At 70.1% G+C, this 22609-nt stretch carries 23 protein-coding genes; 6 read left to right on the top strand and 17 right to left on the bottom strand.

Translation table 11 applies throughout. The annotated features are described in order from the left end of the window. The first annotated feature begins 23 nt into the window (after positions 1-23). Positions 24-1055: a fatty acid desaturase family protein gene (locus ACN27F_RS27615; protein WP_421438300.1), complete on the top strand. Its 1032-nt coding sequence runs from the start codon at positions 24-26 to the stop codon at positions 1053-1055. Between the two features lie 69 nt (positions 1056-1124). Here ACN27F_RS27615 and ACN27F_RS27610 read toward each other — a convergent pair whose 3' ends face one another. From ACN27F_RS27610 to recO, 3 genes are read right to left on the bottom strand one after another with little or no spacing between them, the layout of a single operon-like run. Further along, positions 1125-2642: a DEAD/DEAH box helicase gene (locus tag ACN27F_RS27610; protein WP_421438298.1), complete on the bottom strand. Its 1518-nt coding sequence runs from the start codon at positions 2640-2642 to the stop codon at positions 1125-1127. 54 nt (positions 2643-2696) lie between these two features. Next, positions 2697-3512 carry an isoprenyl transferase gene (locus ACN27F_RS27605; protein WP_421438296.1) on the bottom strand — a complete coding sequence of 272 codons (816 nt, stop codon included), beginning with the start codon at positions 3510-3512 and terminating at the stop codon, positions 2697-2699. Continuing rightward, positions 3509-4285, bottom strand: coding sequence for a DNA repair protein RecO (recO, locus tag ACN27F_RS27600; protein WP_421438295.1), 777 nt, complete (start codon positions 4283-4285; stop codon positions 3509-3511). The genes ACN27F_RS27605 and recO overlap by 4 nt, the downstream gene beginning before the upstream one ends. A 129-nt stretch (positions 4286-4414) precedes the next feature. On the opposite strand from recO, the gene ACN27F_RS27595 reads away from it, so the two are divergent. Further along, positions 4415-5248: a DUF4097 family beta strand repeat-containing protein gene (locus tag ACN27F_RS27595; RefSeq protein ID WP_421438293.1), complete on the top strand. Its 834-nt coding sequence runs from the start codon at positions 4415-4417 to the stop codon at positions 5246-5248. On the opposite strand, the gene ACN27F_RS27590 is transcribed toward ACN27F_RS27595, so the two are convergent. The 10 genes from ACN27F_RS27590 to hrcA form a co-directional block, all read right to left on the bottom strand. After that, positions 5232-6311 (bottom strand): acyltransferase family protein, encoded by a 1080-nt coding sequence (locus ACN27F_RS27590; RefSeq protein ID WP_421438291.1) that lies wholly within the window; start codon positions 6309-6311, stop codon positions 5232-5234. The genes ACN27F_RS27595 and ACN27F_RS27590 overlap by 17 nt on opposite strands. 100 nt (positions 6312-6411) lie before the next feature. Further along, complete coding sequence (era, locus tag ACN27F_RS27585; protein ID WP_421438289.1) at positions 6412-7329, bottom strand: GTPase Era; 918 nt, start codon at positions 7327-7329, stop codon at positions 6412-6414. A gap of 45 nt (positions 7330-7374) precedes the next feature. Next, a complete protein-coding gene (locus ACN27F_RS27580; RefSeq protein WP_421438288.1) occupies positions 7375-7749 on the bottom strand; it encodes a cytidine deaminase in 375 nt (124 codons plus the stop codon). After that, a complete protein-coding gene (locus ACN27F_RS27575) occupies positions 7742-9151 on the bottom strand; it encodes a hemolysin family protein (RefSeq protein ID WP_421438286.1) in 1410 nt (469 codons plus the stop codon). Before ACN27F_RS27575 ends, ACN27F_RS27580 begins: the two co-directional genes overlap by 8 nt. Next, the gene (gene ybeY / locus ACN27F_RS27570; RefSeq protein WP_421438284.1) at positions 9148-9615 is read right to left on the bottom strand and encodes an rRNA maturation RNase YbeY; all 468 of its coding nucleotides are present in this window, start codon (positions 9613-9615) and stop codon (positions 9148-9150) included. The genes ACN27F_RS27575 and ybeY overlap by 4 nt, the downstream gene beginning before the upstream one ends. A gap of 17 nt (positions 9616-9632) precedes the next feature. Further along, positions 9633-10691 (bottom strand): PhoH family protein, encoded by a 1059-nt coding sequence (locus ACN27F_RS27565; RefSeq protein WP_421438282.1) that lies wholly within the window; start codon positions 10689-10691, stop codon positions 9633-9635. 223 nt (positions 10692-10914) lie between these two features. Next, positions 10915-11265, bottom strand: a complete 351-nt coding sequence (locus tag ACN27F_RS27560) for a histidine triad nucleotide-binding protein (protein WP_421438280.1) — start codon at positions 11263-11265, stop codon at positions 10915-10917. A 51-nt stretch (positions 11266-11316) separates the two neighbouring features. After that, positions 11317-12063, bottom strand: coding sequence for a 16S rRNA (uracil(1498)-N(3))-methyltransferase (locus ACN27F_RS27555; protein ID WP_421438279.1), 747 nt, complete (start codon positions 12061-12063; stop codon positions 11317-11319). A gap of 36 nt (positions 12064-12099) precedes the next feature. Then, a complete protein-coding gene (gene dnaJ / locus ACN27F_RS27550) occupies positions 12100-13233 on the bottom strand; it encodes a molecular chaperone DnaJ (protein WP_421438277.1) in 1134 nt (377 codons plus the stop codon). 70 nt (positions 13234-13303) lie between these two features. Further along, the gene (gene hrcA, locus ACN27F_RS27545; protein ID WP_421438275.1) at positions 13304-14326 is read right to left on the bottom strand and encodes a heat-inducible transcriptional repressor HrcA; all 1023 of its coding nucleotides are present in this window, start codon (positions 14324-14326) and stop codon (positions 13304-13306) included. Between the two features lie 386 nt (positions 14327-14712). Here hrcA and ACN27F_RS27540 point away from each other — a divergent pair, with 386 nt between their 5' ends. Further along, the gene (locus ACN27F_RS27540; protein WP_421438274.1) at positions 14713-15306 is read left to right on the top strand and encodes a DUF4870 domain-containing protein; all 594 of its coding nucleotides are present in this window, start codon (positions 14713-14715) and stop codon (positions 15304-15306) included. Between the two features lie 57 nt (positions 15307-15363). On the opposite strand, the gene hemW is transcribed toward ACN27F_RS27540, so the two are convergent. Beyond that, positions 15364-16590, bottom strand: coding sequence for a radical SAM family heme chaperone HemW (hemW, locus tag ACN27F_RS27535; protein WP_421438272.1), 1227 nt, complete (start codon positions 16588-16590; stop codon positions 15364-15366). Between the two features lie 54 nt (positions 16591-16644). Between hemW and ACN27F_RS27530 the strand changes: the two genes are divergently transcribed. The 3 genes from ACN27F_RS27530 (at position 16645) to ACN27F_RS27520 (ending at position 19565) form a co-directional block, all read left to right on the top strand. Then, positions 16645-17418, top strand: a complete 774-nt coding sequence (locus ACN27F_RS27530; RefSeq protein ID WP_421440481.1) for an enoyl-CoA hydratase-related protein — start codon at positions 16645-16647, stop codon at positions 17416-17418. A gap of 75 nt (positions 17419-17493) precedes the next feature. Beyond that, the gene (locus ACN27F_RS27525) at positions 17494-18384 is read left to right on the top strand and encodes a hypothetical protein (RefSeq protein ID WP_421438271.1); all 891 of its coding nucleotides are present in this window, start codon (positions 17494-17496) and stop codon (positions 18382-18384) included. A 278-nt stretch (positions 18385-18662) separates the two neighbouring features. Continuing rightward, positions 18663-19565 (top strand): phytanoyl-CoA dioxygenase family protein, encoded by a 903-nt coding sequence (locus ACN27F_RS27520; RefSeq protein WP_421438270.1) that lies wholly within the window; start codon positions 18663-18665, stop codon positions 19563-19565. Positions 19566-19683: 118 nt separating this feature from the next. Here the strand turns inward: ACN27F_RS27520 and ACN27F_RS27515 are convergent, their stop codons facing one another. From ACN27F_RS27515 to lepA, 3 genes are all read right to left on the bottom strand, one after another. After that, on the bottom strand, positions 19684-19962 hold the full coding sequence (locus ACN27F_RS27515; protein ID WP_421438268.1) for a GlsB/YeaQ/YmgE family stress response membrane protein: 279 nt from the start codon (positions 19960-19962) through the stop codon (positions 19684-19686). Between the two features lie 78 nt (positions 19963-20040). Continuing rightward, entirely contained in the window at positions 20041-20634 is a 594-nt protein-coding gene (locus ACN27F_RS27510; RefSeq protein WP_421438266.1) for an NUDIX hydrolase, read from the bottom strand. Further along, entirely contained in the window at positions 20631-22514 is a 1884-nt protein-coding gene (gene lepA / locus ACN27F_RS27505) for a translation elongation factor 4 (protein WP_421438265.1), read from the bottom strand. Before lepA ends, ACN27F_RS27510 begins: the two co-directional genes overlap by 4 nt. Between the last annotated feature and the right edge of the window lie 95 nt (positions 22515-22609).

The following is a 22609-nucleotide window of genomic DNA, read 5'->3' as shown; positions in this document are numbered from 1 at the left end:
CGCCGGGCGGTCTGATTGACGCCATGACGACCACCGTGATGCCGTCGCCGACGTCGACCGGCAGTGACTTCGCCGTCCTGGCCCGCCGGATCACCGGCGAGGGGTTGATGGAACGCCAGCCCGCCTACTACATCGCCCGGTTGAGCATCGTCACGCTCATGTTCGTCGGCGGCTGGACGGCGTTCGTCGTCATCGGCTCCTCCTGGTGGCAGCTGGTCACGGCGGCCTTTCTCGCCGTCACGTTCGCCCAGATCGGTCTGGTGGCGCATGACCTGGCACACCGCCAGGTGTTCCGTACCAAACGCCCGAGCGCCATCGCCGGACGGCTGGCCGGCAACCTCTGCATCGGGATGAGCTACGGCTGGTGGATGGACAAGCACACCCGGCACCACAACAACCCCAACCACGATGATCTCGACCCGGACGTGGCACCGGACGTACTCATCTGGGCCACCGAGTCGGCTCTCGGCCGACGAGGTCTGAAGGGCTTCATCACCCGGCACCAGGCGGCTCTGTTCTTCCCGCTGCTCACGCTGCTCGCCGTGGACCTGAAAGTGACCAGCGTCAAGGCGCTGCGCAGCGGTACGGTGAAACAGCGCGGCATCGAAAGCGCGCTACTGATCCTGCACGGCGTCGGCTACCTCGCGGCGCTGCTGATCGTGCTCTCGCCGCTGCAGGCCATCGTGTTCCTGCTGGTGCACCAGTCACTGTTCGGCATTTACCTGGGTATGACGTTCGCGCCCAACCACAAGGGCATGCCGCATCCCAGCGGCGACGAGGACTTCCTGCGCAAACAGGTGCTGACCTCCCGCAACGTTTACGGTAACTGGCTGACCGACGCGGCGCTCGGCGGGCTGAACTACCAGATCGAGCATCACCTGTTCCCGGCGATGCCGACGCCCAACCTGCGCAAGGCACAGCCGATCGTGCAGGCCTACTGCGCGGAGATCGGCGTCCCGTACGAGCAGACCAGCCTCGTCGCCTCCTACCGGCAGGCCCTGCAACACCTGCACTCGGTGAGCGAACCCGCCCGCGCCGAACACCGGGCCAGGTGAACCGGCCGCCCGCCGCCCATCCGGGCGGCGGGCAGCGCGGGGCTGGTCCCGACGGCCGGGCACCGTGACCTACCGGCCGCCTCGGCGCCCGCCGGAGCGACCGGCAGCACCGGAGCGGGCAGTACCGATCCGGCTCCCGGCAGAGAAGGCAGCCGCCCCGGACGTACGCTGGGACGACGTCGACGATGTCGCGGAATTCAGGCCGCCACGGGCCTTCGCCGCTGATTGGCTGCGGGCCTTGCCCGGCTGGCCGCCGGCCTTCCTGGCGGCTGATTGGCCGCCGGCCTTCTTGGCCGCTGATTGGCCGCCGGCTTTCCTGGCCGCTGATTGGCCGCCGGCCTTGGCTGGCCGGCCGCTGCCGCCGGCAGGAGCGGCAGGGGCCCGGGGAGCGACGAACGTACGCGGACCGGGCGCGATCTGCGCGAGCAGTTCGTGCCCCGGCCGCAGCCGGGTGGTCGTCGGGGCGATGCCGGCCTGGCGGGCGAGTTGGCGAACTCCGGTGACCTGGTCATCGGTCATCAGGGTGACGACCGTCCCGGTCGCACCGGCCCGAGCGGTGCGGCCGGACCGGTGCAGGTACGCCTTGTACTCGGCCGGCGGGTCGGCGTGCACCACGAGCGCGACGTCGTCGACGTGGATGCCCCGGGCGGCGATGTCGGTCGCGACCAGGGTCGTCACCTCACCATCGGCGAACGCCTGCAGGTTGCGGCTGCGGGCACCCTGGGCCAGGTTGCCGTGCAACTCGGTGGCGGACACGCCGGCGGCGACGAGCTGGCGGGTCAGCGTCTTCGCCCGCCGCTTGGTGCGGGCGAAGACCAGCGTGCGGCCCGGCGCGGCGGCGAGTTCGACGAGGATGGCCAGCTGGTCACGGCGGTCGATGTTCAGCATGTGGTGCGGCACGACCACCGGCGACGTGGCGGGGTCGACGCTGTGGGTCACCGGGGCGCTGAGGTACCGCCGGACGAGGACGTCGATTCCGGCGTCGAGGGTCGCGGAGAAGAACAGCCGCTGGCCCTGCCTCGGCGTCTGGTCGAGCAGTTTTCGCACGGTCGGCAGGAAGCCGAGCTCGGCCATGTGGTCGGCCTCGTCGAGCACGGTGATCTCGACCGCGTCGAGACTGGCGTGCCCGCTGCCGATGTGGTCGGCGATCCGGCCAGGGCAGGCGACGACGATGTCCGTGCCGGACCGCAGGGCCGCGATCTGGCGACCAGGAGGCGTGCCACCGAAGACGGTCAGGGTGCGCAGCGACACCGCCGCCGCCAGCGGGGCGATCGACGCCTCGATCTGGGTGGCGAGTTCGCGGGTCGGCGCGAGTACCAACGCGCGGGGACGGCCGGGACGCCGGGGCGTGGCACTCGCCGCGAGCCGGGCGAGCAACGGCAGCGCGAACGCGTAGGTCTTGCCCGACCCGGTGCGTCCACGGCCGAGGACGTCGCGGCCGGCGAGGGCGTCCGGCAGGGTCGCGGCCTGGATCGGGAACGGCGTGGTGACGCCGAGCCCGGCGAGCGCCCGTACGAGCGGGGCGGGCACGCCGAGATCCCCGAAGCTGGTAGGAGTGGGGACAGTGCGAGGGCGGCGTGCCGCCATAAGGTCTCCGAACGTGGAAGTATGGAACGTACCAAGATTAGCCGGTCGCCACCGTCAGCCCGAGGGTGGCGGTGCGACCGGGTTGGGCAGCGCCCCGCCGAACCGGCGGTCCCGCTTGGCGTACAGCTCGCAGGCGTACCACAGATGTCGCCGGTCGAAGTCTGGCCAGAGCGTGTCGAGGAAGATCAGCTCGGCGTAGGCCGACTGCCAGAGCATGAAGTTCGAGGTCCGCTGTTCGCCGGAAGGCCGCAGGAACAGGTCCACCTCCGGCACCTCGGGATGGTACAGGTAGCGGGCCAGCATCTTCTCGTTGACCCGGTCCGGGTCGACCTTGCCGGCGGCCACGTCCCGGGCGATCGCCGCCGCCGCGTCGGCGATCTCCGCCTGCCCGCCGTAGTTGACGCAGAACTGCAGGGTAAGCGTGCTGTTGTGGCGCGACATCACCTCGGCGGTGCGCAGCTCGGAGATGACACTTTTCCACAGCCGCCCGGCCCGACCCGACCACACCACCCGTACCCCGAGGTCGACCAACTGGTCACGACGGCGGCGGATGACGTCGCGGTTGAAACCCATCAGAAAGCGGACCTCGTCCGGCGAGCGGCGCCAGTTCTCGGTGGAGAAGGCGTACGCGGACAGGTACGGCACGCCCAGCTCGATCGCGCCTTCGACCGTGTCGAACAGGGAGTATTCGCCCTGCTCGTGCCCTTTGGTGCGGGGCAGGCCGCGGTCCTTGGCCCACCGGCCGTTGCCGTCCATCACGATCGCGACGTGCCGGGGCAGGCTCTGCGGCGGCAACGCTGGCGGCCGGGCGCCGGACGGGTGCGGCGTGGGCGCCACCGGTGGGCGCAGGCCCTGGGCCTTGGTGGTCATGGTGAGTCTCCTGAGGAACGGTCGACCAGCGGCAGCGAGCGTAACCCGCGCTCCAGGTGCCACTGCAGGTGCGCCGCCACCAGGCCGCTGCACTCGCGTCGGGTGACGGGCTCGGCGGCGTCGGCCACCCGCCAGTCCCCGCCGGCCAGGGCCGCCATCAGGTCGATGGTGGCCGGCGCCGGGTGGGCGGCGCCGGGTGGGCGGCAGTCCGGGCAGACACACCCCCCCGCCGGTACGGAGAACGCCCGGTGCTGCCCCCGGGTGCCGCACACCGCGCACTCGACGAGCGCCGGCGCCCAGCCGGCCAGCGCCATCCCGCGCAGCAGGTACGCGTCGAGCACCAGGGTGCTGGCGTGCTCGCTGTCGGCGAGCGCCCGCAGCGCGCCGAGGGTGAGTTGGAACAGCCGCAGCGAGGGCTCCCGCTCCACCGGGGTGAGCCGCTCGGCGGTCTCCGCGATCGCGCTGGCGGCGGTGTACCGCGGGTAGTCGGCGAGGAACCGCTTGCCGTACAGGTGCAGTCCTTCTACCTGGCTGACCGTGTGCAGCGAACTGCCGGGCCCGTCGGGGTTGCCGGCGAGTTGCAGATCGACGTGGCCGAACGGCTCCAGCCGGGCGCCGAACCGCGAGGTGGTCCGGCGTACCCCACGGGCCACCGCACGCAGCCGGCCGTGTCGGCGGGTCAGCAGGGTGATGATCCGGTCGGACTCGCCGAGCTTCTGCACGCGCAGCACCACGGCTTCGTCGCGGTAGAGCTGACGGCGGTATCCGGGCACCCGGTCATTGTCCCGCGCGGGCCGGGCACGCCGACGGCCGACCCTGAGCCGGTCTCAGGGTCGCGATCCGGGACGGGTCCGTGACCGCGCCGGATGTGTCCCGTCGACAGCGCTCGTAGCGTCACCGGTATGGCTCCCACCCGCACCACGACCACCGCGCGCACCGCGACGGGCATCATCGCGGGCACCACCGCGCGTGCCGCCGCACTCACCGCGGCGGCGCTGCTGGCCGTCGCCTCGGCCGGCTGCGCGCCGCTGAACCGGCACCGGCTGGACTTCCACGACACCGAGACGGTCCCGATCACCGCGGTACGGATAGTGGAATCCGGCAGCGGCGACGTGGCGGTGCGGACCCGGCCGGGTGACACCGTCGAGATCCGGCGGGTCGTGCGCTACCAGCACAGCGAGCCCGAGCGGACCTACCGGATCAATGGCACGGTGCTGGAGCTGGACACCTCGTGCGGGTGGCAGTGCAGCGTGTCGTACGACATCGACGCGCCGTCGGGCGTCTCCGTCGAGGGCGAGAACGGGTCCGGTCAGCTGCTGCTGTTCGATGTCTCGACCGTGTCGGTGAAGGTCGGCTCGGGCGGCATCACGATCGCCGGGGCCACCGGACGGGTCGACGCGCAGACCGGTTCCGGCAGCATCACCGTGCACCGGCTGCCCGGACCGGCGGACCTGCGTACCGGATCCGGTTCCATCGAGGGCCGCGAACTCGGTGGCGGTGGCGTGGTCGCGACGACAGGTTCCGGGAGTGTGACGCTCGTCCTGCGGACCCCGGGTCCGGTGCGGGCCGAGGCGTCCAGCGGCTCGGTGCACGTCACCGTTCCGGAGGGCAGCTACCGGGTCCGCACCGAGACCGGATCCGGACGGGCCGACGTACAGGTGCCGGACGACCCGGACGGCGAGCACCTGATCGACGCGCGCACCGGCAGCGGGAACATCACTATCGATCGACAGTGACCGGTCCCGCGTCGGTGGCTCCCACCCGGGGCACCGGCACCACCGGCACCACCGGCGGCGTCCGGCGACGGCCACCGGGCAGCAACTGCGGACGGCGGCGGGCCGCAGCGTCCTCCACCCAGCCGACGGCGGCCACGGCCACCGCGGTCAGCAGCACGACCATGACAGTGCGGATGGTCAGGCCGGACACGGTGACGTGGCTCCAGCCCCACCATCGGGCGAACACCCCGACCAGGATCACCGCCGGCATGTGCCACAGGTAGATGGTCAGCGCCCGCCGGTTCAGCACGGTGACCACCCGGTCCAGCAGTCGGTGGCGGGCCAGCCAGCCGGCGCTCTGCGGCAACAGCCCGAGAACCAGCAGGATGAACGCGGTCGACCACAACGCGTTGCCGATCGGGATGTCGTTGAGGTCGTAGCCACGGTGGCCGGGGTGGGTGATCGTCCACGCCCCGCCGGCCACCGCCAGCACCAGCGTGAGCACGGCGAGCAGCCGGCGGGACATCCGCTGCAGCATGCCGTCGTGGTAGGCGAAGCCGAGCAGCCAGGCCCCGAAGTAGAGCCCGACGTGCGCCAGCACCGGGCCCGGCAGCCAGCCGGTGAACTCCATCGCGGCCAGCAGCAGGTACGGCGCGATCAGGACCGGCAGCGGGAATCGCCGGAACAGCGGCAGGACCAGCGGCGAGACCAGGACGAACCAGAGGAAGTCCCGCAGGTACCAGATCGGGCTGAGCACCAACGCGCCCCAGTAGTTGGCCGGCGGGTCCGACAGCGGCAGCAGCCAGAGCAGTACCCGCCACTCCAGCGCCAGCCCGGTGACCAGCATCGCCGGCACGAAGACGGCGGCGAGCGCCCAGAACGACGGCAGCAGCCGGCGGAACCGGCTGCGTACCGCCGCCAGTCCCTTGGCGTCCAGCGAGGCGGCCATCAGCGTCCCGCCGAGCGCGAACATCAACGACATCGCCGGGAACACGATGGTGAGGATCGCCCAGGTGCTGGTGTGGTAGAAGACCACCCGCAGGATCGCGGCGCAGCGCAGCAGGTCGATGTAGCGGTTTCGCATGTGAGGGGAAAGCCATCCACTACGGGCCCGCACGCTCAGGCCATATCCGTACGGCTGCCCTACGCTAACGCGCGGTGGTCATCCGGCCAAGCGCACGTGTTCAGAATCCCAGTCTGCGCAGCTGCCGCGGATCCCGCTGCCAGTCCTTGGCGACCCGCACATGCAGATCGAGGTAGACCCGGCTGTCCAGCAGCTCTTCGATCTCGTGGCGGGCCCGGGTGCCGACGTCGCGCAGCCGGCTGCCGCCGGCACCGATGACGATCGCCTTCTGACTCGGACGTTCCACGTAGATGTCGGCGAAGATCCTGATCAACGACTCCTCGGGGACCATCTCCTCGACGATCACCGCGATGGAGTGCGGCAACTCGTCGCGTACCCCTTCGAGCGCTGCCTCCCGGATGAGCTCGCCGATCAGCACCTGCTCCGGCTCGTCGGTGAACATGTCGTCGGGGTACAGCCGGGGCGACGCGGGCAGGTAGCGGGTCATCACCTCGACCAGCGTCTGCACCTGCTGGCCGGTGACCGCGCTGACCGGAACCACCTCGGCGAACTCGCCGAGCTCGCTGACCGCGACCAGCTGTTGCGCGAGCCGGCCCCGGTCGACCAGGTCGGTCTTGGTCACCACGGCGAGGACGGTCGCCTTCAGCCCGGCGATCTCACCGGCGATGAACCGGTCGCCCCGACCGATCGTCTCGTCCGCCGGGATGCACAGGCCGATCACGTCGACCTCGCTCCAGGTCTGCCGGACCAGGTCGTTGAGGCGTTCCCCGAGCAGCGTCCGGGGCCGGTGCAAGCCGGGTGTGTCGACCAGGACGAGCTGCGCGTCCGGGCGGTGCAGTACGCCGCGGATCACGTGCCGGGTGGTCTGCGGCTTGCTGGAGGTGATCGCGATCTTCTGCCCGACGATCGCGTTGGTCAGCGTGGACTTGCCCGCGTTGGGGCGCCCGACGAAGCAGGCGAAGCCGGCCCGGAACGCCGCGGACGCGTCAGCCGCCTTCGTCGTCTTACCTGGGGTCATCGCCGTCGTCCTGGCTGAGTCATCGCCGTCGTCCCGACTGGATGATCACTGGCGCACCGTGCCGAGCAGCGCGCCGTCCGGGCCGGCGACGTGGATCGGCACGTCGGCGGCGAGGTCGCGGACCACCGCGTGCCCGGCCCCGTCCAGAGTGGACGCCTCGGTCACCACTGCGGCGGCCTCCAGCCGGGTGGCCCCGGCGGCGACCGCGGCGGCGACCGCCAGCTGCAGCGCGGTCAGCGTCAACGACGGCAGACTCACGTCCGCGCCGGCGTAGGTCCGCCCGTCCTGATCGCGTACGGCGGCCCCTTCGGCTGCGCCGATGCGGGCCCGCGCGCCGCGGGCGAGTACGACCAGCTTGGTGTCCTCGGCGCTCAGCTGCTCGACGGGCGAGCTGGCGGGCGTGGTCGGCGACTCAGGCATCGGCGTGCTGCCTCTCCTCTACTCGTACGGCTCGGTGGTCGTCGCGGTCGGCCGGCGGCTCGCCGGTCGAGTCCGCCGCCGAGGGCTGGACGACCCGGGTGACCAGCACCGTGTCGACCCGGTTGCGCCGGCCCGTGGTGCCTTCGGCGACCAGCTGCAGGCCGGCGACGACGACCTGCGCGCCGGGGATCGGCACCCGGCCGAGCGCATGGGCCATCAACCCACCGACCGTTTCGACCTCGTCGTCGGAGATCTCGACGTCGAACAGCTCGGCGAGATCCTCGACCGGCAGCCGGGCGGTCACCCGCACCCGGTCGTCGTCGAGGCGATCGACCGGTGGCCGCTCGACATCGTACTCGTCGGTGATTTCACCGACGATCTCCTCTAGGATGTCCTCGATGGTGACCAGACCGCCGGTGCCGCCATACTCGTCGACGACCACCACCATGTGGGTCCGGGCCGCCTGCATCTCGGAGAGCAGGTCGTCGACCGGCTTGGACTCGGGAACGAAGGTGGCCGCGCGCATCAGCTCCACCACCGGAATGTCGTCGCCGTCCGGGCCGGCCGCCTGGGCCCGGCGGACCACGTCCTTGAGATACACGATGCCGAGCACGTCGTCCACGTTGTCGCCGATCACCGGAATCCGGGAGAAACCGGACCGCATGAACAGGGCGAGTGCCTGGCGCAGCGTCTTGTGCCGCTCGATCCACACCATCTCGGTCCGGGGCACCATCACCTCCCGGGCGATGGTGTCACCGAGTGCGAAGACCGAGTGGATCATCTGCCGCTCGCCGTGCTCGACGACTCCCCGCTGCTCCGCGAGGTCGACGAGTTCCCGCAGTTCGATCTGGGTGGCGAAGGGTCCCTCCCGGAAGCCCTTGCCCGGGGTGACCGCGTTACCGACGAGGATGAGCAGGGAGGCCAGCGGGTTCAGCGCCCGACCCAGCCCACGCACCAGCGGGGCGGTCGCGCGGGCCACCGGGTAGGCGTGCTGGCGTCCGATGGTGCGTGGCCCGACCCCGACCACGACGAAGCTGACCACGGTCATCGCCCCGGCGGTGACCAGGGCGGCCGTCCAGCCGGCGCCGAAGGTGTCGACGGCGACCAGCGCGACCAGCGTGGTGGCGGTCAACTCGCAGAGCAGGCGCAGTAGCAGCAACAGGTTGATGTGCCGTACCGCGTCGGCGGCCACCAGTTGCAGCGCGCGGGCGCCCCGGCTGCCGTCGCGGGCGAGTTCGGCGGCCCGGGCCGGGGAGACGACGACCAGCGCGGCCTCGGTCATGGCGATGACCCCGGCGAGGACCACCAGGCCCGCCGCGAAGATCAACAGTTGCAGGTCCGGCAGCCCCGTGGCGCTGGCGGCAGCGGCCAGCGGGGTGCCGGACATATCGCCGGGGTTCATCGGGCCCGGGCTTCCTTCCAGCTGTAGAGCAGGCGGGCCTGCAGATCGAACATCTCGCGCTCTTCGTCAGGCTCGGCGTGGTCGTAGCCCAGCAGGTGCAACACCCCGTGCACGGTGAGCAGGTGCAGTTCGTCGGCGGCGGTGTGCCCGGCGGCGGCCGCCTGCTTGGCGGCCACTTCCGGGCAGAGCACGATGTCGCCGAGCAGTCCCGGCTCGCCGGGATTCGACTCCCCCGGACCGTGGTCGACGCTGCCCTCGTCCATCGGGAAGGCGAGCACGTCGGTCGGCTTGTCGGCGCCCATCCACCGGTGGTTGAGCTCGGCCATGTAGTCCTCGTCGACCAGCAGCACCGACAGCTCCGCCAGCGGGTTGACGCCCATCTCGTCGAGCGCGTGGCGGGCGACGGCGAGCACCGCGTCGGTGTCGACGTCGGCTCCGGACTCGTTGGCGATCTCGATGGACACGTGTTTCTCCCGCAGCGTTATCGGCGCCGGTTGGCCCGGCTCCCGTGAGCGGTCCGGCCAGGGACCGCGTGGACGCCCTGATTCTGCTGTGCCTCGCGATCGGCGTCCCACCGGGCGTAGGCGTCGACGATGTCGCTGACCAACCGGTGGCGGACCACGTCGGTGCTGGACAGCTGGGCGAAGTGCACGTCGTCGAGGCCGGAGAGGATGTCCCGTACGGTCCGCAGCCCGCTGGTCGTGCCGCCGGGCAGGTCGACCTGGGTGACGTCGCCGGTGACCACGATCCGGGAGCCGAAGCCGAGCCGGGTGAGGAACATCTTCATCTGCTCGGGCGTGGTGTTCTGTGCCTCGTCCAGAATGATGAACGCGTCGTTGAGCGTGCGACCCCGCATGTAGGCCAGCGGCGCGACCTCGATGGTGCCCGCCGCCATCAGTTTCGGGATGGAGTCGGGGTCGAGCATGTCGTGCAGCGCGTCGTAGAGCGGGCGCAGGTAGGGGTCGATCTTCTCGTACAGGGTGCCGGGCAGGAAGCCGAGCCGCTCACCGGCCTCGACCGCCGGGCGGGTCAGGATGATCCGGTTGACCTGTTTGGCCTGCAGGGCCTGGACGGCCTTGGCCATCGCCAGATACGTCTTGCCGGTGCCGGCCGGGCCGATGCCGAACACGATGGTGTGCTCGTCGATCGCGTCGACGTAGCGCTTCTGCCCCAGGGTCTTGGGCCGGATGGTTCGCCCACGGCGGGACAAAATGTTGAGGGTGAGCACGTCCGCGGGGCGCTCGGCGCCGCCCTGGGCGAGCATGCCGACGGTACGCCGTACCGCGTCGGTGGTGAGGGTCTCGCCCTTGGCGATGAGTTCGAGCAGTTCGCTGAAGAGGCGTTCGGCGACCGCGTTGTCCGCCGGGGCACCGGTGATGGTGATCTCGTTGCCCCGTACGTGCACGTCGCTGACGACAGACTGCTCGATCAACCGCAGGATCTCGTCGCCTGCACCGAGCAGGTTGACCATGATCTGCGGGTCCGGAACGGTGATCTTGGTCTGCACCCGGGCCTGCCCGGGAGGTGGAGTGCCGGTCATGGGTCGGCCGTGGCGGCCTTTCGCACCTGCTCTCGTTGTCAGCGCCGCGGCCGGGGTCGCGGCGGGCGGTATGCATCCCATCGTATCGGCTCAACGCCGCACGCACCGTCTCCATTTCCCCGACGATCTTGGACTCATCGAGAGCATTTATCCAATTTGTCCAATGATTTGCCCAAGATCGCCGGAGAGACGGCGGGAGGTCGGAGGGACGGCTGGGGCGGTGTCACCGGACGAGCATTGGACCGAGCGGGGCGCCGCCGACGACGTGGGCGTGCACGTGGAACACCTCCTGGCCGGCGTACCGGCCGGTGTTGAAGATCAACCGGAAGCCGTTCGCGCCCAGTCCTTCGGCCTGAGCCACCGTGGCGGCCGTGGCCAGCACCTCACCGGCGAGTGCGGGATCGGCCGTGGCGAGCGCGGCCACATCGGTGTGGTGCCGCTTGGGGATGACCAGCACATGCGTCGGCGCCTGGGGGTTCAGGTCCCGGAACGCGACGGTGTTGGGGCTGGTGTGCAGCAAGGTGGTCGGCAGCTCGCCGGCCGCGATCCGACAGAAAACACAGTTGTCACTCACGTCACGTGATCGTAGAGGCAGTGGTGACGGGTCTACCAACGGGCGCGCGAGCTACCAACGGCCGAGTCGCACCGCCAGCACGGCGAGCGCCGCGACACCGGCCGTCGAGGTGCGCAGCACCGTGTCCCCCAGCCGCACCACATGCGCGCCGGCCCGGGTGAAGGCGGCCAGCTCAGCGTCGTCGATCCCGCCTTCGGGCCCGACCACCAGCAGGATCTCGCCGCTGTCGGGAAGGCGCGCGGTAGCCAGCCGGTCGGCGGCCGACTCGTGTAGCGCGAATGCGGCGCCGGTGACGGTGGCGATCCGGGCGGCGACCGCCGCGGTCGACGCGGCCGGCTGGTCGTCGGTGCCGCCGATCGCCGGTAACCAACAGCGGCGGGCCTGCTTGGCGGCTTCCCGGGCGGTGTTCACCCACCGTTGCCGGGACCGGGCTCCCCGATCGTCGCGCCAGCGGGTCACCGACCGGGCCGCCGCCCAGGGCACGATCTCGTCGACCCCGACCTCGGTCATCGCCTGGACGGCCAACTCGCCGCGATCGCCCTTGGCGACACCCTGTGCGACGACCAGCCGGGGATCGGGCGGGGCGGTCCTGGTCACCTGGAGAATCCGCAGGTCCAGGCTGTTGCGGGTGACCGTGTCGACCACCGTGTTGGCGATCCCGCCCCGGCCGTCGGTGAGCAGCAGCGGTTCGCCGACGCGCAACCGGACCACGGCGGCGGCATGTCGCCCTTCCGGCCCGTCGAGGGTGTACGTCGGCCCGGCAGGCACCTGGTCGACCAGGAACAGCGGCGCGCTCACGGTCGGCCGGGCCGGTCAACGCTCACTGGCCGGCGCTCACGCGTGGCCGTTGAACGCGTCGCGCATCCGGGAGAAGAACCCGCCCTGCTTGCTCAGCTCGGCCACTTCCTCGCCCCGGGACTTGGCGAACTCGCGCAGCGTCCGCTCCTGATCGGCGTCGAGTTTGGTGGGCGTACGCACGTCGAGGTGCACGTACAGGTCGCCTCGACCGGTACCGCGCAGATGCGGCACACCTCGGCCACGCAGCCGCAGCGTGGCACCCGGCTGGGTGCCGGGCTTGACGTCCACCGGCTCGTCGCTGTCCAGAGTGCGGATGGTCAGCCGGGTGCCCAGCGCCGCCGCGGTCATCGGAACGGTGACCCGGCAGTGCAGGTCGTCGCCCTTGCGGGAGTAGACGTCGTGCGGCCGCTCGTGGATCTCGACGTACAGGTCACCGGCGGTGCCGCCGCCCGGTCCGACCTCGCCCTGCTGGGCCAGCCGGATCCGCATGCCGTCCTCGACGCCGGCGGGGATCTTGACGGTGAGCGACCGCCGGGTACGGACCCGGCCGTCGCCGCCACAGGTCGGGCAGGGGTGCGGAATCACCGTGCCGTACCCCTGGCAGGCGACGCAGGGGCGGGACGAGACGACCTGGCCGAGGAAGGTGCGCTGCACCGACTGCACCTCGCCGCGCCCCCCGCACGCCTCGCAGGTCGCCAGATGGGTGCCGGCGGCGGTGCCCGCCCCGGAGCAGGTCGTGCAGATCACCGCGGTGTCGACGGTGATCGGCGCCTCGACGCCGAACGCCGTCTCGGCGAGGTCGAGTTCCAGTCGAAGGATCGCGTCGGCACCCGGCCGGGTGCGCGAACGCGGCCCACGGGAACCGGCCGCCGCGCCGAAGAAGGCGTCCATGATGTCCTGGAAACCGACGAATGGTCCGGCTCCACCCGGGCCGCCGCCCGGCGCGCCGCCGGGGGCGAGCGGATCACCGCCGAGGTCGACGATCTGCCGCTTCTGGTCGTCGGAGAGCACCTCGTACGCGGCGGTGATGTCCTTGAACTTGTCGGCAGCCGCCGGGTCCGGATTGACGTCCGGGTGGTATTGCCGGGCCAGCTTCCGATAGGCCCGTTTGATGTCTTCGGCGGAAGCGTCCCGGCTTACGCCGAGGATCCCGTAATAGTCCTTGGCCACTGCGTCTGGTGTCCTCATGTGTCAGTCTCGCGTGTGCAGTTCGCCGGGTAGGTCGGTATTTGCTCGCCGGTCAGTTCTGCGCCAGCAGATCACCGACGTAGCGTGCCACGGCTCGGACCGTGGCGATGGTGCCGGGGTAGTCCATCCGGGTGGGGCCGAGCACCCCGAGGCCGGCCACGATCGTGGCGCCTGGGCCGTATCCGGTGCTGACGACTGAGGCGGCCCGCAGGTTGTCGATCTCGTTCTCGTCGCCGATGCGCACCCGCAGTGTGCTTGGCTCGGCCTCGCCGATCAGCTTGAGCAGGATGACCTCCTCCTCCAGTGCCTCCAGTATCGGACGCAGGGAGCCTTGGAAGTCGAGAAGTCCCCCCCTGGCCAGGTTAGCGGTCCCGGCCAACGCAATGCGCTCCTCGTGCCGCTCGACCAGAGTCTCCAGCAACACCGTGGACAGCGTAGTCATCGCTGGTCGCAGCGCCGGCGACGCCTCGTCGACCAGTGCCTGGACCAGCGGCGGCGTGTCGGAGAGCCGACATCCGCCGAGTTTCTCGTTGGCGAGCCGCCGCAGATCGGTCACATCCTCGGCGGAGATCGGTGCGGGAAGTTCGACCAGCCGCTGCTCGACCCGGCCGGTGTCGACGATCAGCACCAGCATCAGCCGGGTGGTCGAAATCGGCACCAACTCCAGGTGACGAACAGCGGACCGGGACAGGCTCGGATACTGCACGACGGCGACCTGCCGGGTGAGCTGGGCGAGCAGCCGGACGGTCCGGTGCACCACGTCGTCGAGATCGACCGCACCGGCCAGGAAGCGCTCGATCGCCCGCCGCTCGGCCGGGCTGAGCGGTTTGACCCGGGACAGCCGGTCGACGAAGAGCCGGTATCCCCGGTCGGTCGGCACCCGCCCGGCGCTGGTGTGCGGTTGACGGATGTAGCCCTCCTCCTCCAGCACTGCCATGTCGTTACGAACGGTAGCCGGCGAGACGCCGAGTTGGTGCCGCTCGACCAACGCCCTGCTGCCGACCGGCTCCTGGGTGGCGACGTAGTCCTCGACAATTGCCCGGAGCACGTCGAGCTTGCGGTCGTCGAGACCCACCTTCCACCCCCTCCGATGTCGGCAACCCGACACTGCCGACCGGGCCGGACACGGACCGAGTCACGACCGGGTCATCGTGTCGGCGCGTCACGAACCGGCGCGGGCCCCGGTCCGGGTGCTGGCACTCGCCGGCCGTGAGTGCCAGCATACGTCGCCCGGGACGGTGAGGCGATGATCGGTTTCCGGGACCAGGTGCCGAATAGGGTCAAATATGATCAGAATTGGCACCCCGATGCCGGGTGTGATCAGCCGATCACGTCAAGCTCACGCAACAGGCCGTCGACCGGTCCGCAGCCGCCTTCCGGCCAGGACAAATCGCCGTACGCCAGCAAATCATCGGCGGGGCTAGCTGGCATGTCTTGATTCGTCCCCCTACCGTGTCGGACATGACTGAACCACCTCGCCCACCAGGGGAAAACGGCCCCGGCGGCACTCCGCCGGATCCGACCTCCCCGCCCCCACCCCCAGGGTCCTACTCGATGCCGGGCGAGGCCTCCTCTCCCGGATACCACCCGCCGCCCGGCGGCGAGAGCCCACCGCCGCCCGGCGGGTATCCGCCGCCTGGGGGCTACCCGCCGCCGGGTGGCGGATACCCACCCGGCGGTCCGGCGTACGGAGGTCCACCCCCGGCCGGCTATGCCACGAACGACGAGAAGACCTGGGCACTGGTCGCCCACTTCGGCGGCGCGCTCGGCGCGTTCATCAGCTTCGGTCCGCTCGGTTTCGTCGGTCCGCTGATCGCCTACCTGGCCAAGGGCCAGCAGTCGCCGACGGTGAAGGCGCACGCGCTGGCCGCGCTCAACTTCCAGATCCTGTGGTCGGCGATCGCCTTCGTGATGCTGTTCGTCAGCTGGTGCCTGCTGTTCATCCCGAGTCTGGTGGTGTTCGCCATCCAGATCGTCTTCGGGATCATCGCTGGCGTCAAAGCCAACGAAGGCAGCCTCTACAAGTACCCGATGTCGGCGAACTTCATCAAGTGATGCCCGCGTGGCCCCGGCGTCGGCTCGCCCGGCCCGGGGCCACGCCGGTCACGCCGGTCACGGCAGCAGGTCACGGACCACCGCGTCGGCCAGCAGTCGACCACGCAGCGTGAGTATCGCCTGTCCGGCGGCCAACGCCTCCGCGTCGAGCAGGCCGGCGGCCGCCGCCCGGCCGGCCGCCGCCCGGCCGCTGGGTGTCAGCTGGTGCGTCGGCAGCCCACTGACCAGTCGCAATCGCAGCATTACCGCCTCGACCCGCTGGTCGGCGTCGGTGAGCAGTTCCCGGCCGTGGCCCGGCGACCGCCCGGCCGCCAGCCGGCGGGTGTACTCGGCCGGGTGCTTGACGTTCCACCAACGCACGCCGCCGACGTGGCTGTGCGCGCCCGGACCAAGTCCCCACCAGTCACCACCGGTCCAGTAGAGCAGGTTGTGCCGGCACCGCCCGGACACCGACCGGGCCCAGTTCGACACCTCGTACCAGCCGAAGCCGGCCGCGCCGAGGGCGGCGTCGGCCGCAAGGTAGCGGTCGGCCGCCACGTCGTCGTCGGGATAGGGCAGCTCCCCGCGACGCATCCGGGCGGCCAGCGCGGTGCCCTCCTCGGCGATCAGCGCGTACGCGCTGACGTGATCCACACCCGCCGCCACCACCGCCGCCAACGAGGCCGCGAAGTCCTCGGCGCGCTCCCCCGGCGTACCGTAGATCAGGTCGAGGTTGACGTGCGCGAAGCCCGCAGCCCGCGCCTCCTCGGCGGCGCGCACCGCCCGGCCGGCGGTATGGCGGCGGTCCAGCACGGCGAGCACCGCCGGTGCGGCGGACTGCATGCCGAGCGAGATCCGGGTGTAGCCGGCCCGGCGCAACGCTCCCAGCGAGTCGGGGGTGACCGACTCGGGATTCGCCTCGGTGGTGATCTCCGCGCCGGCCGACAGACCCCAGGTCCGGTCGATCGCGTCGAGCAGCCGGGCGAGATCGTCGGTAGGCAGCAGCGTCGGCGTACCGCCGCCGACGAAGACGGTGTCGACCCGACGGGGCGGCTGCGGTGCGAGGACCTTGGCGGCCAGTTCGAGCTCGGCCAGCACGGCCTGCAGATAGTCCCCGGTCGGGACGGCACCACCCAACTCCGCCGGGGTGTAGGTGTTGAAGTCGCAGTATCCGCAGCGCGCCGCGCAGAACGGCACGTGCAGGTACACCCCGAACCCGTGCCGGCCGGCACCGGCGGTCAGAGCGGACGGGGGCAACGCGCCGTCGGCGGGCACCGGTGCACCGGCAGGAAGCGGACCTGGCATGGCAACTAGTGTGCCGGCATGGACGAGCCCCGACCCAACAGGTCCACGCAGCCCATGATCGGTACGGCCACCGCCGGCGGGATCGCCACGTTGACCCTGGACAGCCCGGCCAACCGCAACGCGCTGTCCACGCCGCTGATGACCGAGTTGCTGGCCGCGTTGGCCACCGCGACAGCCGACCCCCGGGTACGGGCGGTGGTGCTCGACCACACCGGCCCGGTCTTCTGCTCCGGGGCGGATCTGAAGGAGACCGCGGCCGCGTACGCCTCCCGGCAGGTGCCGGTCGCGATGCTCGGTGACGTCCTGGCAGCCGTCTGGGAATGTCCGAAGCCGGTGGTGGCCAAGATCGCCGGCCCGGCTCGGGCCGGCGGGCTCGGGCTGATCGCCGCAGCGGACATCGCCATCTGCGCCGAGACCGCCACCTTCGCCTTCACCGAGGTCCGTCTCGGTGTCGTCCCGGCGGTGATCTCGGCCACCGTGCTACGCCGCCTGCAACCCAGGGCGGCCGCACGGCTCTACCTCACCGGTGAGGTCTTCGACGGAGCGCGCGCCGAGCAGATCGGCCTGGTCACCACGGCGGTGCCCACCGACCGGCTCGACGCGGCGGTGGCCGAGTGCTGTGCCGCACTGTGCCGCGGCGCACCGGGTGCGCTGACCGGCACCAAGCAGTTGCTGAGCCGGGTACCGGCGGCCGGGGTGCGTGCCGACGTCGGGCCGCTGCGCGAGTTGTCGACCGGCTACTTCCTGTCCGACGAGGGCCGGGAGGGAGTTCAGGCGTTCCGCGACAAGCGTGATCCGTGGTGGGTACCAGCCGCGCAGACCGGGTAACCCAGGACCGACCCGGCTCGGCTGGACGTTGCATCCGTCACTGGTGTACCAAGGGTCCCAGCACTTCGCTTGGGGGTGACGGTGCGAGCTCGGACCATGGTGGCGTTGGCCGCTGTGCTGGTGGTGGTCGCCCTGCTCGGTGGGGCCGGACTCGGCCGGTGGATCGGCCGGTTCTCGTTACCCGGCGCAGGGCACGGTTGCACGGTCGAGCTGCCCGAGACGCTGCCCGGTGCCGGCACCGGGCAGCTGCGGCGGGTCTCGCTCGATCCCGAGCAGATGGCGCACGCCGCCACGATCGCCGCGATCGGGGTACGGCGCGGGCTGCCCCCGCAGGCGGTGGTGGTGGCGCTGGCGACCGGCTTTCAGGAATCGAAACTGCGCAACCTCGCCGGCGGGGACCGGGACTCGGTGGGTCTGTTCCAGCAGCGGCCCAGCCAGGGATGGGGCACGGTGGAACAGATCCGGGACACCCGGTACGCCACCAACGCCTTCTACACGGCCCTGGAGCGGGTTCGCGGCTGGGAGGACATGCGGGTCACGGATGCGGCGCAGGCCGTACAGCGATCGGCTTTCCCCGAGGCGTACGAGAAGTGGACCGACGAGTCACAGGTGTTGACGCTGGCGCTGCTCGGTGCGGCGACCGGGGCCGTGGCCTGCACGGTGAGCGGTGACCCGGCGATGCGTGGCGCCGAGGCGCTGGCGGCGTTGGCGGACGGCCTGCGGCTCGACTGGGGAGAGTTGGAGACGCTGTTTCCGAGCCTGGAGTCCCCGACAGTGAGTTTGCCGGTCGAACAGGCGCGCGACGGTTGGCGCTACGCACATTGGCTGGTTTCACACGCCACGGATCACGGCGTAAAAAAGGTCACTTTCGCTGATCAGGAATGGACAGCCGAAGGCGGCGACTGGAGGCCGGTTTCCGGCACCGTCGGCGAGACGGAACAAGTGACCGCAGAACTCTTCGCCTGATCGTCCGCCCACAACATAATTGGCCGTCCGGCGGCAGGACTTACGAGACGGTCGCGCAAAATCGGGCATCGGGGCCTACACCATCGACAAAACCGACACGGCCGCGACCAGCGAGTGAAATCGCCATCACGGTACGCCACGAAGTCGGACCCGAACGCACCCAGTATCAACATTTCGCACAGCCGCAGCAGATGAAGCTTTGAGCTGACCGGGCTACCATCGCCGTTCGTAGGAAACCGGATATCCGGCTTGCACAACTCGACGGAACGGGAAAACCTGTGTTCGATTACGGTGGGCTAACCGGTTACGAGGCGATCGGCGACACCGAACGGAAGGAATTTCACGAGCAGGGTTTCGTACTGCTGCGCAACGTGCTGACCGAACAGCACCGCGCCGCGCTGGAGGCAGCCGTGGACCGGGTGTACGCCGAGGAGACGGCGGCCGGCAACACCACTGCCGACGGCACCCTGCACCTACTCGGCTTCCTGGAGCGCGACGAACTCTTCGGCGATCTGCTGACCCACCCGATCGTATTTCCGTACATGTGGGGTCTCGCCGGCTGGAACATCTACACTCATCACAATCATCTCGACGTGACACCGCCGGCGCACGAGCCGGAGAAGCCCTACTGGGGCTGGCACCAGGACGGATACCGACAGAACTCCGATCCGGAGACGATGGACCCGAACCTGCCACGGCCGATGTTCTCGTTGAAGGTAGCCTACGTCCTGTCCGATCTATCGCGAAACGGACGGGGCGCCACCAAGGTTATTCCGGGTAGCCATCTGTGGAATTCACTGCCCCGGCCCGACGAGGTGACGGTGCACAATTCGGATCCGGCAGGCACCGTCGAGATCACGGCCAATCCGGGCGACGCGTTCGTCTTCGATCGCCGCCAGTGGCACTCCCGGTCGACCAACCTGTCCACGATCACCCGCAAGATGCTCTTCATCGGCTACACGTACCGCTGGATCCGGCCGCTGGACGACATACGGATCGACAAGAATGCTCAGTGGTGGGCCAACCGTGACGCCGTGCAACGCCAACTGCTCGGTGAGGGCACGCACACCGCCAACTACTGGGGCATCAACTGGAACGGGTACATCGACGACGAGATCCCGCTGCGCAAGCAACTCACGGAACGCGGGCTGCTCGATCGCAGTATTCCTTGGCTGCGCTGACCGACGAAGCGGGCCGGTGCCCGGTGACCGCCGGGCACCGTTGCCGGACGGTCACCGGGCACCGGCCCGGTCCACTGCCATTTCGCGACGCCGGTGCCGGTGAGGGCTACCGGCACGGTCAGTAGCGACTCACGCTACGACGACCGGTGGCCCCGACGACCAGCGCGACGCCCACCGCCGCGAGGATCACCTGCACGAAGAACTCACGCCAGTCGAACCCGTTGGTGGTGGCGAAGCCAGCACCCCGGGCGATGACGGTACCCAGCAGCGCGGCACCGACGCCGATCAGCATGGTCAGCCAGATCGGGATGTTCTGCTTGCCGGGTACGACCAGTCGGCCGAGCGCGCCGATGATCAGGCCGACGATGAGCGCCGTGATGATGCCGGTTACAGTCATTGCTCCTCCTCCTTGCCGGAGATGTCTTGGTGTGTTGGTGACCGCTATGTTCCCGGCCATCACCGCCACCAAACCGGTTCACCGTCCGGAGGATGCCGTCACGTCCAGTGAGCAGATGTCCCGTGCGCCCGTGCGCCCTACCACCGCATGTCGTCGCGCCGCGTCGCGTACCGCCGCGTCCATCGTGGCGAACGCCAGCGGCGGCGGGTCGGCCAACGCGAACCAGGAAGCCTCACTCGCCTCCGTCGGGTCGAGCCGTATCCGGCCGGTGCGGATCGTGGCCAAATAGAAGCATTCGAGTACGGTCAGCAACTCCTGCTGGAACTCGTACTCACCCAGGTACATGCCGATCAGCTCGCCGAGCTCGACGTCGACGCCCAGTTCCTCGCGGCACTCGCGCAGGGCAGCCGCGCGGGGGTGCTCGGCGCCGTCGCAGAACCCGCCCGGGGTTTCCCACCGGCCCGCCCGCGGATCCTTGGCCCGCCGGTTGGCCAGGAACCGGGTGCCGGTGTGGTCCACCAGGATCACGTTCACCGCCGGCCGGGCGTTGTGGAACAGTTCGTAGTCGCAGCTACGGCAGCAGACGGGTGGCGGGCCGGGCAGCTTCGCCGCACACCGCGGGCAATAGGCCGCGCCGGGGCCGTACCCACGAGCGGTCACGGCCTCGGTCACCGCTTGCCGCCGGATTTGCCGTCCCCGCCACCGTCGGAGGTGGACAGGGCGGCGATGAAGGCTTCCTGCGGGACCTCCACCCGGCCGACCATCTTCATCCGTCGTTTGCCTTCCTTCTGCTTCTCCAGCAGTTTGCGCTTGCGGGTGATGTCACCGCCGTAACACTTGGCCAGCACGTCCTTGCGGATCGCTCGAATCGTCTCCCGGGCGATCACCCGGCTGCCGATGGCCGCCTGGATCGGTACCTCGAACTGCTGGCGCGGGATGAGCCCGCGCAGCTTCGCCGCGATGGTGGTGCCGTAGCTGTACGCCTTGTCCTTGTGCACGATGGCGCTGAACGCGTCCACCGGCTCACCGTGCAGCAGGATGTCGACCTTGACCAGATCGGACGGTTGTTCGCCGGAGGGCTCGTAGTCCAGTGAGGCGTACCCCTTGGTGCGGCTCTTCAGCTGGTCGAAGAAGTCGAAGATGATCTCGGCGAGCGGTAGCGTGTAGCGCAGCTCGACCCGGTCGGCCGACAGGTAGTCCATGCCCTGCAACGACCCGCGTCGGCCCTGGCACAGTTCCATCACCGCGCCGACGAAGTCGGTGGGCGTGAGCACCGTCGCCCGCACGATGGGCTCGTACACCTCGGCGATCTTGCCGGTCGGGTACTCGCTGGGGTTGGTGACGGTGGCGGTGACGGCGTCCTCCATCACCACCCGGTAGACGACGTTCGGCGCGGTCGAGATCAGGTCGAGGTTGAACTCCCGCTCCAGCCGCTCCCGGATGATCTCCAGGTGCAGCAGGCCGAGGAAGCCGCAGCGGAACCCGAAGCCGAGCGCGCCCGAGGTCTCCGGTTCGTAGGTCAACGCCGCGTCGTTGAGTTTGAGCTTGTCCAAGGCCTCCCGCAACGCGGGATAGTCCGAGCCGTCGATCGGGTAGAGCCCCGAGTAGACCATCGGCCGGGGATCCTTGTAACCGCCCAGCGGCTCACCCGCCGGCCGGCTGTTGATGGTGACCGTGTCACCGACACGGGACTGCCGGACGTCCTTGACGCCGGTGATGAGGTACCCCACCTCCCCCACGCCGAGGGCCTCGGCCTTGATCATCTCTGGCGAGATCACCCCGATCTCCAGCAGCTCGTGCGAGGCTCCGGTGGACATCATCTTGATCCGGTCACGCGCCTCGATCCGCCCGTCGATCACCCGGACGTAGGTCACCACGCCGCGGTAGACGTCGTACACCGAATCGAAGATCATGGCACGGGCGGCTGCCTGCGCGTCCCCGACCGGCGAGCTGAACTGCCGGACGATCTCGTCGAGCAGGTGCGGCACCCCCTCGCCGGTCTTGCCCGAGACCCGGATGCAGTCGCTCGGGTCGCCGCCGATCAGATGGGCCAGCTCCTCGGCGTACTTGTCCGGCTGCGCGGCCGGCAGATCGATCTTGTTCAGGACGGGGATGATGTGCAGGTCGTTCTCCAGCGCCAGGTAGAGGTTGGCCAGGGTCTGCGCCTCGATCCCCTGGGCCGCGTCGACCAGCAGCACCGCGCCTTCGCAGGCCGCGAGTGAGCGGGACACCTCGTAGGTGAAGTCCACGTGCCCCGGAGTGTCGATCATGTTGAGCACCGCTGACTCGCCCTGGCGGTCACCCGCACGGATGGTCCACGGCATCCGTACCGCCTGGCTCTTGATCGTGATCCCGCGTTCCCGCTCGATGTCCATCCGGTCGAGGTACTGCGCACGCATCTGCCGAGGGTCCACGACCTCGGTCAGCTGGAGCATCCGGTCCGCCAAGGTCGACTTACCGTGGTCGATGTGAGCGATGATGCAGAAGTTCCTGATGCGGCCGGGATCGGTGGCGCCAGGGGCGTTCACGCCGGGCTCGGGCGTCGGTGGCACGGTGGTCCGTTCTGCTCGGCTGGAGTACGTCGGGGCCGACGTCGCCGCCAGCCGTACCCTATGTTCCCACGCCCTGATCACTCCAGCGGCGGCAC

Origin of the sequence: Solwaraspora sp. WMMB335 (assembly GCF_049179075.1) — a bacterium.
Lineage (GTDB): Bacteria > Actinomycetota > Actinomycetes > Mycobacteriales > Micromonosporaceae > Micromonospora_E.
This window is presented reverse-complemented; position numbering and strand designations above follow the sequence as displayed.